This is a genomic window from Comamonas testosteroni ATCC 11996 (assembly GCF_000241525.1).
Classification (GTDB): domain Bacteria; phylum Pseudomonadota; class Gammaproteobacteria; order Burkholderiales; family Burkholderiaceae_C; genus Comamonas; species Comamonas testosteroni.
Genome location: NZ_AHIL01000063.1, coordinates 59,486 through 74,616, shown reverse-complemented (window position 1 = coordinate 74,616; position 15,131 = coordinate 59,486). Strand labels below are relative to the sequence as shown.

At 60.7% G+C, this 15,131-nt stretch carries 23 protein-coding genes; 15 read left to right on the top strand and 8 right to left on the bottom strand.

What is annotated here, in order from left to right; all coding sequences use genetic code 11:
• From CTATCC11996_RS24570 to CTATCC11996_RS24510, 13 genes are all read left to right on the top strand, one after another.
• The coding region (locus tag CTATCC11996_RS24570) for an EF-Tu C-terminal domain-related protein (protein WP_003078122.1) at positions 1 to 587 on the top strand (587 nt) is incomplete at its 5' end.
• 25 nt (positions 588 to 612) lie between these two features.
• Positions 613 to 924 (top strand): 30S ribosomal protein S10, encoded by a 312-nt coding sequence (gene rpsJ, locus CTATCC11996_RS24565; protein WP_003059431.1) that lies wholly within the window; start codon positions 613 to 615, stop codon positions 922 to 924.
• Between the two features lie 200 nt (positions 925 to 1,124).
• On the top strand, positions 1,125 to 1,799 hold the full coding sequence (rplC, locus tag CTATCC11996_RS24560; protein ID WP_003059417.1) for a 50S ribosomal protein L3: 675 nt from the start codon (positions 1,125 to 1,127) through the stop codon (positions 1,797 to 1,799).
• Positions 1,799 to 2,422, top strand: coding sequence for a 50S ribosomal protein L4 (gene rplD, locus CTATCC11996_RS24555; protein ID WP_003065421.1), 624 nt, complete (start codon positions 1,799 to 1,801; stop codon positions 2,420 to 2,422). Before rplC ends, rplD begins: the two co-directional genes overlap by 1 nt.
• Positions 2,419 to 2,733 carry a 50S ribosomal protein L23 gene (gene rplW, locus CTATCC11996_RS24550; RefSeq protein ID WP_003059415.1) on the top strand — a complete coding sequence of 105 codons (315 nt, stop codon included), beginning with the start codon at positions 2,419 to 2,421 and terminating at the stop codon, positions 2,731 to 2,733. The genes rplD and rplW overlap by 4 nt, the downstream gene beginning before the upstream one ends.
• A gap of 2 nt (positions 2,734 to 2,735) precedes the next feature.
• A complete protein-coding gene (rplB, locus tag CTATCC11996_RS24545; RefSeq protein ID WP_003059414.1) occupies positions 2,736 to 3,560 on the top strand; it encodes a 50S ribosomal protein L2 in 825 nt (274 codons plus the stop codon).
• Positions 3,561 to 3,570: 10 nt separating this feature from the next.
• On the top strand, positions 3,571 to 3,846 hold the full coding sequence (rpsS, locus tag CTATCC11996_RS24540) for a 30S ribosomal protein S19 (protein ID WP_003059413.1): 276 nt from the start codon (positions 3,571 to 3,573) through the stop codon (positions 3,844 to 3,846).
• 10 nt (positions 3,847 to 3,856) lie between these two features.
• Complete coding sequence (gene rplV / locus CTATCC11996_RS24535) at positions 3,857 to 4,189, top strand: 50S ribosomal protein L22 (RefSeq protein ID WP_003059408.1); 333 nt, start codon at positions 3,857 to 3,859, stop codon at positions 4,187 to 4,189.
• 16 nt (positions 4,190 to 4,205) lie between these two features.
• The gene (rpsC, locus tag CTATCC11996_RS24530) at positions 4,206 to 5,075 is read left to right on the top strand and encodes a 30S ribosomal protein S3 (protein ID WP_003059406.1); all 870 of its coding nucleotides are present in this window, start codon (positions 4,206 to 4,208) and stop codon (positions 5,073 to 5,075) included.
• A gap of 2 nt (positions 5,076 to 5,077) precedes the next feature.
• Positions 5,078 to 5,494: a 50S ribosomal protein L16 gene (gene rplP, locus CTATCC11996_RS24525; protein WP_003059405.1), complete on the top strand. Its 417-nt coding sequence runs from the start codon at positions 5,078 to 5,080 to the stop codon at positions 5,492 to 5,494.
• A 10-nt stretch (positions 5,495 to 5,504) separates the two neighbouring features.
• Positions 5,505 to 5,702 carry a 50S ribosomal protein L29 gene (gene rpmC / locus CTATCC11996_RS24520; RefSeq protein ID WP_003059403.1) on the top strand — a complete coding sequence of 66 codons (198 nt, stop codon included), beginning with the start codon at positions 5,505 to 5,507 and terminating at the stop codon, positions 5,700 to 5,702.
• A gap of 9 nt (positions 5,703 to 5,711) precedes the next feature.
• The gene (gene rpsQ / locus CTATCC11996_RS24515) at positions 5,712 to 5,981 is read left to right on the top strand and encodes a 30S ribosomal protein S17 (protein WP_003059401.1); all 270 of its coding nucleotides are present in this window, start codon (positions 5,712 to 5,714) and stop codon (positions 5,979 to 5,981) included.
• 116 nt (positions 5,982 to 6,097) lie between these two features.
• Positions 6,098 to 6,607: a peroxiredoxin gene (locus tag CTATCC11996_RS24510; RefSeq protein ID WP_003081838.1), complete on the top strand. Its 510-nt coding sequence runs from the start codon at positions 6,098 to 6,100 to the stop codon at positions 6,605 to 6,607.
• A gap of 60 nt (positions 6,608 to 6,667) precedes the next feature.
• Here the strand turns inward: CTATCC11996_RS24510 and CTATCC11996_RS24505 are convergent, their stop codons facing one another.
• The gene (locus tag CTATCC11996_RS24505) at positions 6,668 to 7,249 is read right to left on the bottom strand and encodes a hypothetical protein (RefSeq protein ID WP_003081837.1); all 582 of its coding nucleotides are present in this window, start codon (positions 7,247 to 7,249) and stop codon (positions 6,668 to 6,670) included.
• 202 nt (positions 7,250 to 7,451) lie between these two features.
• Here CTATCC11996_RS24505 and CTATCC11996_RS24500 point away from each other — a divergent pair, with 202 nt between their 5' ends.
• Positions 7,452 to 8,210 carry a hypothetical protein gene (locus CTATCC11996_RS24500; protein ID WP_138983872.1) on the top strand — a complete coding sequence of 253 codons (759 nt, stop codon included), beginning with the start codon at positions 7,452 to 7,454 and terminating at the stop codon, positions 8,208 to 8,210.
• Between the two features lie 150 nt (positions 8,211 to 8,360).
• Here CTATCC11996_RS24500 and CTATCC11996_RS24495 read toward each other — a convergent pair whose 3' ends face one another.
• The 7 genes from CTATCC11996_RS24495 to CTATCC11996_RS24465 are packed head-to-tail and all read right to left on the bottom strand — an operon-like array spanning position 8,361 to position 14,558.
• Positions 8,361 to 10,460, bottom strand: a complete 2,100-nt coding sequence (locus tag CTATCC11996_RS24495; RefSeq protein ID WP_003081834.1) for a flagellar biosynthesis protein FlhA — start codon at positions 10,458 to 10,460, stop codon at positions 8,361 to 8,363.
• Positions 10,457 to 11,596: a flagellar type III secretion system protein FlhB gene (gene flhB / locus CTATCC11996_RS24490; RefSeq protein ID WP_003081832.1), complete on the bottom strand. Its 1,140-nt coding sequence runs from the start codon at positions 11,594 to 11,596 to the stop codon at positions 10,457 to 10,459. The genes CTATCC11996_RS24495 and flhB overlap by 4 nt, the downstream gene beginning before the upstream one ends.
• A 4-nt stretch (positions 11,597 to 11,600) precedes the next feature.
• Positions 11,601 to 12,377, bottom strand: coding sequence for a flagellar biosynthetic protein FliR (locus CTATCC11996_RS24485; RefSeq protein ID WP_003081829.1), 777 nt, complete (start codon positions 12,375 to 12,377; stop codon positions 11,601 to 11,603).
• 8 nt (positions 12,378 to 12,385) lie between these two features.
• The gene (gene fliQ / locus CTATCC11996_RS24480) at positions 12,386 to 12,655 is read right to left on the bottom strand and encodes a flagellar biosynthesis protein FliQ (protein ID WP_003081826.1); all 270 of its coding nucleotides are present in this window, start codon (positions 12,653 to 12,655) and stop codon (positions 12,386 to 12,388) included.
• 4 nt (positions 12,656 to 12,659) lie between these two features.
• Positions 12,660 to 13,427 carry a flagellar type III secretion system pore protein FliP gene (gene fliP / locus CTATCC11996_RS24475; protein ID WP_115597132.1) on the bottom strand — a complete coding sequence of 256 codons (768 nt, stop codon included), beginning with the start codon at positions 13,425 to 13,427 and terminating at the stop codon, positions 12,660 to 12,662.
• A gap of 16 nt (positions 13,428 to 13,443) precedes the next feature.
• Positions 13,444 to 13,809 (bottom strand): FliM/FliN family flagellar motor switch protein, encoded by a 366-nt coding sequence (locus CTATCC11996_RS24470; RefSeq protein ID WP_003081822.1) that lies wholly within the window; start codon positions 13,807 to 13,809, stop codon positions 13,444 to 13,446.
• Complete coding sequence (locus CTATCC11996_RS24465) at positions 13,806 to 14,558, bottom strand: hypothetical protein (RefSeq protein WP_003081819.1); 753 nt, start codon at positions 14,556 to 14,558, stop codon at positions 13,806 to 13,808. Before CTATCC11996_RS24465 ends, CTATCC11996_RS24470 begins: the two co-directional genes overlap by 4 nt.
• A 212-nt stretch (positions 14,559 to 14,770) precedes the next feature.
• Between CTATCC11996_RS24465 and fliE the strand changes: the two genes are divergently transcribed.
• Complete coding sequence (fliE, locus tag CTATCC11996_RS24460; RefSeq protein WP_003081816.1) at positions 14,771 to 15,100, top strand: flagellar hook-basal body complex protein FliE; 330 nt, start codon at positions 14,771 to 14,773, stop codon at positions 15,098 to 15,100.
• Positions 15,101 to 15,131 lie beyond the last annotated feature (31 nt).

Here is a 15,131-nt window from a genome sequence, read left to right as displayed (position 1 = left end):
TCCCCACTCCCGAGCGTGCTGTTGACGGCGCCTTCGTGATGCCCGTGGAAGACGTGTTCTCCATCTCCGGTCGTGGTACCGTGGTGACCGGTCGTATCGAGCGCGGTATCGTCAAGGTCGGCGAAGAAATCGAAATCGTCGGTATCAAGGACACCGTCAAGACCACCGTCACTGGCGTGGAAATGTTCCGCAAGCTGCTGGACCAAGGTCAAGCTGGCGACAACGTGGGTCTGCTGCTGCGCGGCACCAAGCGTGAAGACGTGGAACGCGGCCAAGTGCTGTGCAAGCCCGGCTCCATCAAGCCCCACACCAACTTCACTGCTGAAGTTTACGTGCTGTCGAAGGACGAAGGCGGTCGCCACACTCCTTTCTTCAACAACTACCGTCCCCAGTTCTACTTCCGTACAACTGACGTGACCGGCTCCATCGAACTGCCCGAAGGCAAGGAAATGGTGATGCCTGGCGATAACGTGTCGATCACTGTGAAGCTGATCTCCCCCATCGCCATGGAAGAAGGTCTGCGCTTCGCTATCCGCGAAGGTGGTCGTACTGTGGGTGCCGGTGTGGTTGCCACGATCATTGCCTAATTCTTAGAAAAGCTAGGAATTAACAATGTCTAAGCAAAAAATCCGCATCCGTCTGAAGGCTTTCGATTACAAGCTGATCGACCAGTCCGCAGCCGAAATCGTTGATACCGCCAAGCGTACCGGCGCTATCGTCAAGGGTCCCGTGCCCCTGCCGACACGCATGAAGCGCTTCGACATCCTGCGTTCGCCTCACGTCAACAAGACCAGCCGTGACCAGTTCGAAATCCGTACGCACCAGCGTCTGATGGACATCGTGGATCCGACTGACAAGACTGTTGACGCTCTGATGAAGCTGGACCTGCCCGCAGGTGTGGACGTCGAGATCAAACTGCAATAAGAGTTTTGGAAGCCTCGCAAGAGGCTTTTAAGGGTCTTTGTTTAACGCGAACTTGCTTGAAAAAGCAGTTCGCGTTAAAATTTGGAGCTTCGCCTTTGATGCGAAGTTTTATTAACCTTCTTTTGTGTGCTAGGCATGATTGCTAAGGCACAACGCTGGGCCAATTGCAGTTTCAGCGGCAAAAGTTTTGGAGCAAACAAATGAGTCTGAGCAACTCCCTGGGGTTGCTGGGTCGCAAGGTGGGCATGATGCGTCTGTTCACTGATGATGGGGACGCAGTGCCTGTCACAGTGGTGGATGTTTCTAACAACCGCGTGACTCAGGTCAAAACCCAAGAGAACGATGGCTATGTGGCCCTGCAGGTCACTTTCGGTGCACGCAAGGCTTCTCGCGTGACCAAGCCTCAAGCCGGCCACCTCGCCAAGGCGGGTGTCGAAGCCGGTGAAGTGACCCGTGAATTCCGCGTGACCGATGAAACCGCTGGCAAGTATGCCGCTGGTGCCGTTCTGCCTGTTGCAGAACTGTTCAGCGTCGGCCAGAAGGTGGACGTGCAAGGCACTTCCATCGGTAAGGGCTACGCCGGCACGATCAAGCGCCACAACTTCAGTTCGCAGCGCGCTTCGCACGGTAACAGCCGTTCGCACAATGTTCCCGGTTCTATCGGTATGGCACAAGACCCCGGTCGCGTGTTCCCCGGTAAGCGTATGACTGGCCACATGGGCGACGAAACCGTCACTACTCAAAACCTCGACGTGGTTCGTATCGACGAAGCACGCCAACTGCTGTTGATCAAGGGTGCCATTCCTGGTGCCAAGGGTGGCTTCGTTTCCGTGCGCCCCGCGATCAAGGCTAAAGCTTCCAAAGGAGCGAACTAATGCAGCTCGAACTCCTGAATGAACAAGGCCAGGCCGCTTCCAAGGTGGAAGCTCCCGAGACTGTGTTCGGTCGTGAATTCAACGAAGATCTGGTCCACCAGTTGGTGACTGCCTACCGTGCCAACGCACGTCAAGGCACTCGCGCCCAGAAGGACCGTGAACAAGTGCGTCACACCACTGCCAAGCCTTTCAAGCAAAAGGGTACAGGTCGTGCACGTGCTGGTATGTCCTCCTCGCCTCTGTGGCGTGGCGGCGGTCGCATCTTCCCCAATCTGCCCGAAGAAAACTTCTCGCAGAAGATCAACAAGAAGATGTACCGCGCCGGTATGGCTTCCATCCTGTCTCAGCTGGCCCGCGAAGGCCGTCTGGCAGTTGTGGAATCCCTGACGCTGGATACCCCCAAGACCAAGGTGCTGGCAGACAAGTTCAAGGCTATGAACCTGTCTTCGTCGGTGATGGTGATCGCTGAAGAAATCGACGAGAACCTGTACCTGGCATCCCGCAATCTGAAGAACGTGTTCGTGGTTGAGCCGCGCTATGCAGACCCCGTGTCGCTGGTGCACTACAAGAAAGTGCTCGTCACCAAGGGTGCGATCGACAAACTCAAGGAGATGTTCGCATGAGCACTACCAAGTTTGACGAAGGTCGTCTGATGCAAGTACTGGTCGCTCCCATCGTGTCCGAAAAGGCCACTCTGGTTGCTGAAAAGTCCAATGCTGTGACATTCAAGGTGCTGCAGAACGCTACCAAGCCCGAAATCAAGGCCGCTGTGGAATTGATGTTCAAGGTTGAAGTGGCTGGCGTGTCTGTGGTGAACACCAAGGGCAAGACCAAGCGCTTTGGCAAGACCGTTGGCCGTCGCGACAATGTGCGCAAGGCTTACGTGATGCTCAAGCCCGGTCAAGAGCTGAACCTGTCCGGGGAGGCTGCGTAATCATGGCTGTTATCAAGCTCAAACCTACGACCCCCGGCCAACGCGGCGCGGTGAAGGTTACTCGCGACCACCTGCACAAGGGTGAGGGCTTTGCCCCCCTGCTGGAAGCTCAATTCCAGAAGGCCGGTCGTAATAACAACGGTCACATCACAACTCGCCACAAGGGCGGTGGTCACAAGCACCACTACCGTGTGGTGGACTTCAAGCGCAACAAGGACGGTATCCCCGCCAAGGTTGAGCGCATTGAATACGATCCCAACCGTACTGCCCACATCGCTCTGGTGTGCTACGCAGACGGCGAGCGTCGCTACGTCATTGCTCCTCGCAACCTGGAAGTCGGCGCTACCATCATCAGCGGCTCCGAAGCTCCTATCCGCGTGGGCAACACCCTGCCTATCCGCAACATCCCCGTGGGCTCGACCATCCACTGCATCGAACTGAAGATCGGTGCCGGTGCTCAGATCGCTCGCTCGGCTGGTACCTCCGCCACTCTGCTGGCTCGCGAAGGCATCTACGCTCAAGTGCGTATGCGTTCGGGCGAAGTCCGCAAGGTGCACATCGAGTGCCGCGCCACCATCGGTGAAGTTGCCAACGAAGAACACAGCCTGCGCCGTCTGGGCAAGGCCGGTGTGAAGCGTTGGATGGGTATTCGTCCTACCGTCCGCGGTACGGTCATGAACCCTGTCGACCACCCGCACGGTGGTGGTGAAGGTAAGACCGGTGAAGGCCGTCACCCAGTTGACCCATGGGGCAATCTGACGAAGGGCTACCGCACCCGTAACAACAAGCGCACACAGACAATGATCGTGTCGCGCCGTAAGAAGTAAGGGGTAGCAAATGACTCGTTCTCTTAAAAAGGGTCCGTTTGTTGACCATCACTTGCTGGCCAAGGTCGAAAAGGCCATCGCCACCAAGGACAAGAAGCCAGTGAAGACCTGGTCGCGTCGCTCCATGGTCCTGCCCGAGTTCATCGGTCTGACCATCGCCGTGCACAACGGCAAGCAACACGTGCCGGTTTATGTGACTGACCAGATGGTTGGCCACAAGCTGGGTGAATTCGCGCTGACTCGTACCTTCAAGGGTCACCCTGCGGACAAGAAAGCCAAGAAGTAAGGAATAGAACATGTCTGAAACACGTGCTGTTCTCCGTGGCGTCCGCCTGTCTGTTGACAAGGGTCGCCTGGTCGCGGATCTGATCCGCGGCAAGAAGGTGGATCAAGCTCTGAACATTCTCCAGTTCACACAGAAAAAAGCTGCTGTGATCGTGAAGAAGGTTCTGGAATCCGCTATCGCCAACGCTGAGCACAACGACGGCGCCGATATCGACGAACTGAAGGTCAAGACCATCTACGTCGAGCAAGGCACTACGCTCAAGCGTTTCACTGCTCGCGCCAAGGGCCGCGGCAACCGCATCAGCAAGCCTACCTGCCACATCTATGTGACAGTGGGTAACTGAGGCCTTAAGGAAGAATATGGGACAGAAAATCCATCCTACCGGCTTCCGTCTGGCGGTGAGCCGCAACTGGGCAAGCCGCTGGTACGCTAGCAACCGTGACTTCGCCGGCATGCTGGCCGAAGACATCAAGGTGCGCGAGTACCTGAAGGCCAAGCTGAAGAACGCCGCCGTGGCTCGCGTTCTGATCGAGCGTCCTGCCAAGAACGCCCGCATCACCATTTTCTCGGCTCGTCCGGGCGTGGTGATCGGCAAGAAGGGTGAAGACATCGAGGCCCTGAAGAAGGAACTCGCTGCTCGCCTGGGCGTGCCCGTGGCTGTGAACATCGAAGAAGTGCGCAAGCCCGAAATCGATGCCAAGCTGATCGCTGACTCCATCTGCCAACAGCTGGAAAAGCGCATCATGTTCCGCCGCGCCATGAAGCGTGCCATGCAGAACGCCATGCGTCTGGGTGCTCAAGGCATCAAGATCATGTCTTCCGGTCGTCTGAACGGTATCGAAATCGCTCGTACCGAGTGGTACCGCGAAGGCCGCGTGCCTCTGCACACCCTGCGTGCCGACATCGACTACGGCTTCTCCGAAGCCAAGACGACTTACGGCATCATCGGCGTGAAGGTCTGGGTCTACAAGGGTGACACCCTGGGCCGTAACGATCTGCCCGCCGTGGAAACGCCCCGTCCTGAAGACGAGCGTCGTCCCCGTGGTCCCCGTCGTGACGGTCGCCGTGATGGCCGTGATGGCGCTGGCCGTGGTGGCCGTCGTCCCGCAGGCACCAATGCCGCTCCTGCCGATGGCAGCGACAAGCCTGCTGGCGCTGGTGCTGATTCCGTTAAGCGCGTTCGTAAGGCCGACGCGCCCGCTACAGCAGCGGACGGTAAAGGAGAATAAACATGCTGCAACCTGCACGCCGCAAGTTCCGTAAGGAACAAAAAGGCCGCAACACCGGCATCGCTACCCGTGGCAACTCCGTTGCCTTCGGCGATTTCGGTTTGAAGTCTACTGACCGTGGTCGTCTGACCGCACGCCAGATCGAAGCTGCACGTCGTGCAATTTCCCGTCACGTCAAGCGTGGTGGTCGTATCTGGATCCGCGTGTTCCCGGACAAGCCCATCTCTACCAAGCCCGCCGAAGTGCGTATGGGTAACGGTAAGGGCAACCCCGAGTACTACGTGGCCGAAATCCAGCCCGGCAAGGTGATCTACGAAATCGTGGGTGTGCCTGAAGAGCTGGCCCGTGAAGCGTTCCGCCTGGCTGCTGCAAAGCTGCCTCTGCGCACGACCTTCGTGTCCCGTCACATTGGTGCTTAAGGAGATCAACATGACGAAATCTGCTGAACTCCGCCAAAAAGACGTGGCTGGTCTGGAAGCTGAAGTGAAGTCCCTGCAAAAGGCTCACTTCGGTCTGCGCATGCAAAAGGCCACGCAACAACTGGGCAACACTGCGACCATCAAGGCTACACGCCGTGACATCGCTCGTGCCAAGACCATCCTTGCTGAAAAGCAAGCCGCCAAGTAAGGAGCCGACATGACGGAAGCTAAAACATCCCTCAAGCGCACCTTGATTGGCAAGGTGGTCAGCGACAAGCGTGCCAAGACTGTGACCGTTCTGGTGGAACGCCGCGTCAAGCACCCCATCTACGACAAGATCATGATCAAGTCGAGCAAGTACCACGCTCACGACGAGCAAGGTGAGTACAAGCTGGGTGACGTGGTTGAAATCACCGAGAGCCGTCCTCTCTCCAAGACCAAGAACTGGGTTGCTACCCGCTTGGTTCAAAAGGCTGCCCTGGTGTAAGCCTAACCAGGCCCACCGGCTGCAAAGCCCTTGAAAACGACCCACAATGTTGTGGGTCGTTTTTTTATTTGGGCCGCCAAGAATGCGGTCCGTGCTTTGCAACAAAGGAGATAGTCATGATTAAAGTTGGTGATGCCCTGCCCGCAGTGACCTTGATGGAATATGTGGAAGTGGAAGGCAACGGCTGCAGCCTCGGCCCCAACCCCGTGAAGCTGCCCGAAGCACTGGCCGGCAAGACTGTTGCCGTGTTTGCCGTCCCCGGCGCCTTCACGCCCACCTGCTCCGAAAAGCACCTGCCAGGCTATGTGGCCCAGGCCGAAGAGCTCAAGGCTGCCGGCGTGGACGAAATCTGGTGCCTGTCCGTGAACGATGCTTTCGTGATGGGTGCCTGGGGCCGCGATCAGAAGGTGGCTGGCAAGGTGCGCATGATTGCCGACGGCGATGCGGCCTTTGCCAAGGCGACCGGCCTGACGCTGGACCTGAACGGCAAGGGTCTGGGCCTGCGCGCCAATCGCTTCTCGATGCTGGTCAAGGACGGCAAGGTTGCGACTCTGAACGTGGAAGCTCCCGGCAAGTTTGAAGTCAGCGACGCCGGCACCATGCTGGCTCAGGCCAAGCAGGGTTAAGTCTCTGATCGGCTGTACGAAGCCTGCTCCAAAAACGCCGCTTTTGCGGCGTTTTTTGTCTCAATCTTCGGCGTTGGCGGGAGCGGCAGGGCGCTTGAGAGGGGAGGACGGCGCGCCATTGTCGAGAATGGGTGTGGTCCAGCGTCCGGTCTTGAACACGTCATCCACGCCCCGATTGCGTGCTTCCTGGGCTACTGTCTTGCGCCAATCTTCCAGCAACTGGGTGCGTCCCGCTGCGTCCTGCATCAGCAAGGCAGTCTTCAGAAAGTGCATGAGCCGTGTAACGGTGGATGACGGGCGGGCATCGGGCCGCATCCAGCGATAGGCGGCAGAGCTTTCGGCGCCGAAATAAGTGGCAAAGCGCTTGGGCTCGATATCGGCGATCTCGTTCATGAAGGCCAGCATCTCGGGCGCAGTGGGTTGCTTGGGGATCACGGCCAGCTCTGGGTGCTGCGCCAGAAAGCGCACCAGCAAGGCCAGGGTCGGGTCTTTGACGGGCTCGTCCGGTGCCTGACGCACCACCTGCATCCAACGTGTGATCGACATGCTGAGCACCCAGATGATGTCGTTGGTCAGCAAGCCAAACTCCTGACGGACAGCATCCAGATCACGGCCTAGAACGGGGCGGTTGGAAGGGATCATGGGGTGAAAGGTGAATTGTTACAATTTAGGCTGCTTCAGATGCCAGCAGCCAAAGTGCTGTCGTGACGACACTGTTTGGCTGACGAAATGCGTGCAAAAACGACAGAATATAAGTAATTCTGATGTGAAATTTAGCATTGTGAATATACTGTATGTCACACCATTGATTCACCCATCCCCGATGTAGACGTTTCACGCTTCTATGCCCCATACCGTTTCGTCTCGTGTTCAGCTCACATTGCTCAGCCTGTTTCGCCAGCATGGCAAGCAGGCGCAGCCCGTGGTCGGAGCCGAGCGTGTATACGACGAAGGGCATGGTCTGCAGGTGGTAGCGAGCTCGATTCCATTTCGCAACCGGGCCATGGATTCCAAAGCGCCGCGCCCCGGCATGGGGCTGCTGGCGCTTTTTGGTATTCGCGATGCGCTCGACGAGTTGCAGCACTGGCGCATGGTGGCACGCACCTCCCAGGCGCAATTTGCCTACCTGCAGTTGCAGGTGGAGGTGGGCATGAATGCCTCCGTGGCACCCACGCGCCAGATGCTGCGCGAGCAGGGGGCGGGTATGCGCTTTCTGAACGTGCGCCGCAGCGCTGCCGAGTTCCAGAAGGAGCTGCTGGCGCGCTTTGCCCAATATGTGGCGCAAGAAGGCGGCAGTCCCGAGCACGACATGGCCCATGTGAGGCAGATGGCGCTGCGTCCCGATCTGTTCGAGCGTCTGCTCTACGAGGACGAGGACCTGCGGCATATCGATGTCCTGGTCATTCCTCTGGCTGATTGGCCGGACCCGACACGTGTGCGCCAGGTGGCCTATGTGCGCGCCGGAACGCCGCTGCTGGCCTTGCTCCAGGGCAGTGATCAGATGCAGGTGCACCTGCCCGGCTGGATGGCGCGGCGCTACCTGCCCGGCCAAGCACTGGACACCACGCCAAGCGGGGCGGGCGAACAGGCGCAGCCCATCTAGTCGGCCGACGAGGGTGTGTGGCACCCATAAGCTGGATGCTTGGACGTCACGATGGCTATATAAAACATAGCGTTTATCATTGTTGGAGCCTTGTTTTCAAGGACTTTTCGGCCTGAAACGATTGAAGCTTCAGCGCTGGATGCTTCTCTTTTAACCAACTGTCCCCAGCACCTTCAACTCCTTGCCCTCGGGCACCTCGTTGAAGGACAGCACCTGCAGACCTTGGGCAAACAGGCGCGCGTAGCGCGCCAGCAGGGGGCGCAGCTGGGGTGTGACCAGCAGCACCGGTGCCGTGGCCTGCTGTTTCATCAGATCGCGCGCATGGCTCATGTGCTCCTGCAACTGGCCCAGCAGATTCGGATCCACCGGGAAGTTATCCAGCGCGACCTTCTTGTTGGTGTGGCGTGCGGTGTTCAGCGCGCCCAGCAGCAGTTGCTCCAGGCTGTTGCCCAGAGTGAAGGCCTGGATCTCGGGCACCGATCCCACGGTGGAGTTGACGATCTGGCGGCGCAGCGCGCAGCGCACCTCGGCGGCCAGCAGGATGGGGTCCTTGGTGGCTTCGGCGCTGTCCACCAGGGCGGTGGCGATCAGCACGATGTCCTTGAGCGAAACACCCTCGCGCAGCAGTTGCTTGTACACGGTGTGCTGCAGCGGCGCGGGGCAGGCTTTTTCCAGCGCGGCGGCCAGCTTGGGCGACAAGGCCGTAAGGCGTTCGCCCATGGCGTGCACGTCCTCGAAGCGGATCAGCTCGTCCAGATGGCTGCGCACCACGCGCGTGAGGTGGGTGGCGACGATGCTCACGCAGTCTGCCACCTGGTAGCCCATGCCCAGGGCATGGGCCTTGTCTTTGGGTTCGATCCAGGTCACGGGCAGCTGGTAGGCGGGCTCGATGCCGGGGATCCCGTCAAGCTGACCGTAGACATGGGGCGAGGGAATGGCCATCAGCCGGTCGGCATGCACCTCGGCCTTGGCCACCACGGTGTCGTTGATGAGCACGGTGTACTGGTTGGGCGGCAGGGTCAGGTCATCGCGCACATGCACAGGAGGCAGGACAAAACCCATGGCTTCGCTGATGGTCTGGCGCACGCCGCGCAGGCGCACGGCCAGAGGTGCGCCCTGAGCCGGGTCCAGCTGGCCGACCAGGCGGTAGCCCACGCGTACCGACAACTGTTCGGTGATCGGCAGGCTGTGCCAGCCAAAGTCCTGAGCGGCTGCTGCGGTCACGGTCTGCAGCAAGACCATTTCATCCTGGGCTGGCAGAGGCCTGGCCGGTTGCTTGGCCATGACCCAGCCGCCCAGCACCAGCACGCTGGCAAAAGCCAGGAAGGGCAGCCAGGGCATGCCGGGAATCAGGCCCAGCACCAGCATCACCACGGCGGCGCTGTACAGCACCGTGGGCTTGGCCAGCAGTTGCTGGCGCACCTGATCGGGAAATTCACCCGCATCGGCGTCGCTGATGCGGGTGACGATCACGGCCGAGGCTGCCGACAGCAGCAGGGCCGGAATCTGGGAGACCAGGCCGTCGCCGATGGTCAGCAGTGCGTAGAGACGGAAGGACTCGCCCAGTGGCAGGTCGTGCATCAGCGAGCCGATGGCGACGCCGCCGATCAGGTTGATGACCAGAATCAGGATGGAGGCGATGGCATCGCCGCGCACGAACTTGGAGGCGCCGTCCATGGCGCCGTAGAAGTCGGCCTCGGTCGCCACGTCACGGCGGCGCGTCTGAGCCTGCTGTTGATTGATGAGGCCGGCATTCAGGTCGGCATCAATGGCCATCTGCTTGCCGGGCAGCGCGTCCAGCGTGAAGCGGGCCGAGACCTCGGAAATGCGCTCGGCGCCTTTGGTTACCACCACGAAGTTGATGATCATCAGGATGACGAACACCACCAGGCCCACGACGAAATTGCCGCCGATCACCACGTTGCCGAAGGACTCGATCACATGGCCGGCCGCATCCGGGCCGTTCTGGCCGTGCAGCAGCACCACGCGCGTGGAGGCCACGGTCAGGCCCAGGCGCATCAGTGTCGTGGCCAGGATGATGGTGGGAAAGATGGAAAAGTCCAGCGGCCGTTTGACCCCCACGGCCACCAGTACCACCACCAGCGACACCACGATGTTGAAGGTGAAGAAGATGTCCAGCGCCAGTGGCGGCAGCGGCAGCATGATCATGGCCAGCAAGGCCAGCAGAAACACGGGCACGGCCCACTGGTGGCGGGAAAGCGCCTGGCGCAGTTCGGTGAGGTACTTCATGGGGCGGGTTGGGGGTCGGACAGTTCGGCGGGTATATCCAGCTCGCGCGGTAGATCGGGACGGGCCGGGCGTCGGCCCTGGCGGAAAGCCTTGATCTGCAGCACGTAGTGCAGCACCTGGGCGACGCTTTGGTAGAGCGCCGAGGGGATTTGCTGGTTCACCTGGCTGGTGTGGTAAATGGCCCGCGCCAGCGGCGGCAGGCTCACCACCTCCACCTGGTGGCGGGTGGCAATGTCGCGGATGTAGAAGGCCATCTCGTCCACGCCCTTGGCGATGACATAGGGCGCCTCTGCGCGCTTCGAGTCGTAGCGCACGGCCACGGCGTAGTGCTCCGGGTTGACGATGACGGCATCGGCCTGGGGAACGGTGGCGCGCACGCTGCGCCGCGCCAGCTGCCGCTGGATCTGGCGAATGCGGCTCTTGACCTCGGGCCGGCCTTCGTTGCTCTTGTGCTCTTCCTTGACTTCCTGCTTGCTCATGCGCTGGCCGCGCAGAAAGAAAAAGCGCTGCATCGGCACGTCGATCAGGGCCAGGATGATGAAGATCACCACGATGGACATCACACCCGACAGAAACAGATGTATGCCCTCGCGCACCGCCAGATCCAGCGTCATTGACGGCAGTGCCGTGAAATGGCGCACATTGGCCTTGCAGTAGGCGTAGACCACGGCGGCCACGGCTGAGACCTTGATCACCGACATGACCAGGTCGCCGTAATGCTTGGCCTTGAAGAACTTGGACAGGTTCTGGTGGGGGCTCAGGCGGCTGAACTTGGGTTGCAGATTCTTGGCCGACAGCAGCCAGCCACCGGGCACCAGCGAGGCCACGGCCACCAGCAGCGGCGTGATGAACAGGGGCAGCAGCATCTGGGCGAACAGCCAGCCGGCATCGGCCCAGACCGCACCCACGATGTTGTTGAGGGCGCCGGGGCCCGAGGTGTCGTCGAGCCCGCGCTGGAACAGGGCGTGGAATTTGCGCAGATAGTCGGGCATGAAAAGCGCCGTCACCTGCAGCGTGGCCACCAGGCCCACGGCCGTGGCCAGATCGCGCGAGCGGGCCACCTGGCCTTCCTCGCGCGATTTGCGCAGCTTGTGGTCCGAGGCGTTTTCGGACTTGTCGCCAGCACTGTCGGCCATGATGTCAGCCCTTCATGAGCTGCGTCAGCATGTCGAGCGCGCGGCGCGTCATCTGCAGATAGTGCGCCGGGATGTGGCGCAGCATGAAGGCCAGCATGGCCAGGCCGAATAGTGTGACCACCGAAAAGCCCAACGCAAAAATATTGAGGCTGGGCGAGATGCGGGCCATGAAGCCAAAGCCCAATTGCACCAGCATGGCCGCAAAGATGATGGGCGTGGCCAGCAAAAAGGCCGCAGCAAATACCCAGCCCATGTTGTAGGCCACGGTTTGCAGCTGCAGGCGGCTCAGGCTCTGGCCCACGGGCCAGGCGTCGAAACTGGCGGCCAGAATGCCGGCCAGCAGCAGGTGCACGTCGAGGGCGAAAAACAGCAGCATGCCCATCAGCAGGGCCAGCACCGAGAGTGCGTCCGAGGAGCTGCCATGCACGGGGTCGTTGAGCATGGCCATGGCCAGGCTGGTCTGCGAAGCGCTCAGATAGCCAAAAATGCTGAGCGCCGTGGTGGCAAATTGCAGACCTATTCCCAGCACCGCGCCGATGGCGATCTGCTCCAGCGTCAGCGCCACGGCGCGCAGCGAAAACGCCTCCACCGCCGAGACATGGGGGGCGACGCTGGGCAGCATGACTACGGCCAGCACCATGGCGATGATGACGCGCACCCGCTGGGGCACGGTGGGGTCGCCAAAGATCGGGGCGAAGGACAGCAGCGCCATGGTGCGCACGAACGGCCACCACAGCGGCTGCAGCCATTGCAGCAGATACGGATAAAGGCCTTGCTCCATGTTCAGGCTCAGCCCAGCAGCGTGCTGGCGTATTGGAAAAAGCGCACGCAAAAATCCATGAGCTGGGTGACCAGCCAGCGCGCGCTCAGTGCCAAGGCCAGCAAGGTGACCATGAGGCGGGGTAGAAAGCTCAGCGTCTGCTCGTTGATCTGGGTGGCGGCCTGAAACAGGCTCACCAACAGGCCGACAAGCAGGCCTGGCACCACGAGCACGGCCACGATGACCAGCACCAGCTGGATGGCCTGCAGCATCAGGTCCACGGCGATGTCGGGCGTCATGCTGCTACAGCCCCTGGACGCTGGTGACCAGCGTGTTGACCGTGAGCGACCAGCCGTCCACCAGCACGAACAGCAAAATCTTGAAGGGCAGCGAAATCACGAGCGGCGACAGCATCATCATGCCCATGGCCATGAGCACCGACGAGACCACCAGGTCGATCACCAGAAACGGAATGAACAGGACGCAACCGATCATGAACGCGGTCTTGAGCTCGCTGAGCACAAAGGCCGCCACCTTGACGGTGAAGGCGTGGTCCTGCGGGCTGGCCACCGGGCCTTCCTTGGCCAGGGCGCTGACCTGCTTGAGTGCGGCCTCGTGGGTCTGGGCCAGCAAAAAGTCCGACATCGGCTTTTCGGCGCGACGCAGCGCTTCCATCAAGCCGATCTGGTCTTTTTCATAGGGCTCGAAGGCCTCGGTCCACAGGCGCTCGCCCACGGGGCGCATCACCAGCAGAGTGAGGATCAGCGCCACGCCGGTCAGCACGCGCGTGGGCAGACCCTGCTGCAGGCCAAGTGCGGAGCGCAGCAGAGCCAGCACGATGATGAAGCGCGTGAAGGTGGTCATCATCAAGGCCATCATGGGCAGCAGGCCCAGCAGCGTCATGAGGATGAAGATCTCGGTCTTGATCGACAGCTGTGTCACCCCGTGGCTTTGCTTGCTCTCCAGCAGGGGGATATTGGCGGCCTGGGCGTGGCTCACGCAAAGCCATAAACCGCTGACCAGACCCAAAAAAACGAGGGCGCGAAGCGCCCTGTGCATGTGTTGTTGCATGCTGGAAATCTGTGGATCAGTGGCTCAGTACAGGCAGATTGGCACTCAGCTCCAGGACCTTGAGTCCGTACGCTTCGCCGCAGACCACCACCTCGCCCTTGCCGATGGCCGAGCCATTGACCTTGATGGTCAGCGGCTCGCCCACCACGGTGTCCAGCGGCACCACGCTGTCGGGGCCCAGATCGGCCAGTTCCTGCAGGGTGATCCGGGCGGAGCCGGCTTCCAGCGTCAGCGTGACGGGGATGCGGTGCAAAAACGGCGACAGACGCTCGGGTTCGGCGGGGCTGAGCGCTGGCGCAGGGGTATCGGCGGCAGGGGCTTGTGCATTGCTGTCCAGCAGATCCTGCAGGTCCATATCGGTGTGGAGATCCATCGTGTTCATTCCAAAGTCTCAAAGGCCGTCAGGTGCAGCTTGCCCTGGTGTTCGGTCACGGTGGCCGCAAGCAGGGCTTCGCCATTGAGCAGCACCGTGGTGGCTCCCAGGGCAATCGGCAGCACGCTGCCGGTGCGCAGGGTCTGCACATCGGCGGTAGAGACGGTTTTTTCCAGCAGCCGTGCGGTCAACTGGATGTGCAGGGGCGCTGCCGGCTTTGGCGTTGCCGGGGTGGGCGTGGGGCGAGTGCGCCGCAGCTGCAACACCTGTTGCTCCAGCGCCTGACAGCAGGCTGTGTCCAGTGCGATGTTCAACGGCTGCCAGGCGCTGTCCGCGACCTGGATCTGGGCCTGCCATTGCCAGGTACTGGCCGTGATGAGGGGCTGAGTCGTTGCGGCCGGCATCAGCGTGGCCTGGGTGGCGTGGTGCACCGCATCGTGCAAGGCCGTGGCAATGCGCTGCTCGGTCGGGCTGGTGGGCTGGTCGTCGGACGTCGGGGTCATGTCGTCCTGCGTGAAGCCGTAGCGCGCAGCCATGTGTGCCTGCACGGTGGCGCGCGTCAGTGTGATCTGCGTCTGAGCTGGAGCCGCAGCGCGCAGCGGCGTGAAGTGAGCGTGTTCGATACGCATGGCTACCGGGCGATGGCCGGTTTGCTGCATCTGCGTTTCCACCTGGCGGGCGAGCAGCGCGGCCAACTGGTCGAAGGCTTGCACCGGTCGTCCCAGCATGACCGGGTCCAGGGTTTTTGCATTCTGCACAGTAGATATCTTCTTCGCTTGTTGTTTTGGTGGCAAGTCAGCGGGATTTTGCGCGAATCTCGGCAATTTCTCTATGAAGCCTGAATGAGTTGCTAAATCGATAAAATTTGTATCAATTGTGAATAGTATACTGTTCGTGCAACAACATCCCCCCGAAGGGCTGGCTCCAGTGGTAACCGCCGCGTCGGAGGAAATGGCTTGGGGAACGAACGATGAAGATCGAACCCTCCAGCCTTTTGATGCGCACCGCCGGTGCTTTTGCGGCCTTTGAGTCGCCACTTCCAAGCGCGATTGCGCCCGCTGCCGACAGCCCGGCCCCAGGGGGCGGATTTCTGCAGATGTTCGAGGGCGCGGTGCGCTCGGTGGACGCGCAAAACCAGGCTTCTTCGGAGCGGATGGCGGCCGTGGACGCGGGGCGTAGCGACGATTTGGTGGGGGCCATGCTGTCCAGTCAGGAGGCCAGCCTGTCGTTTTCCATGCTGATGCAAGTCCGCAACAAGGTCATGGGTGCGGTGGACGAAGTCGTCAAGCTGCAGGTGTAAGACAGGGAAACGTTCGTGCTGGATTCCATTA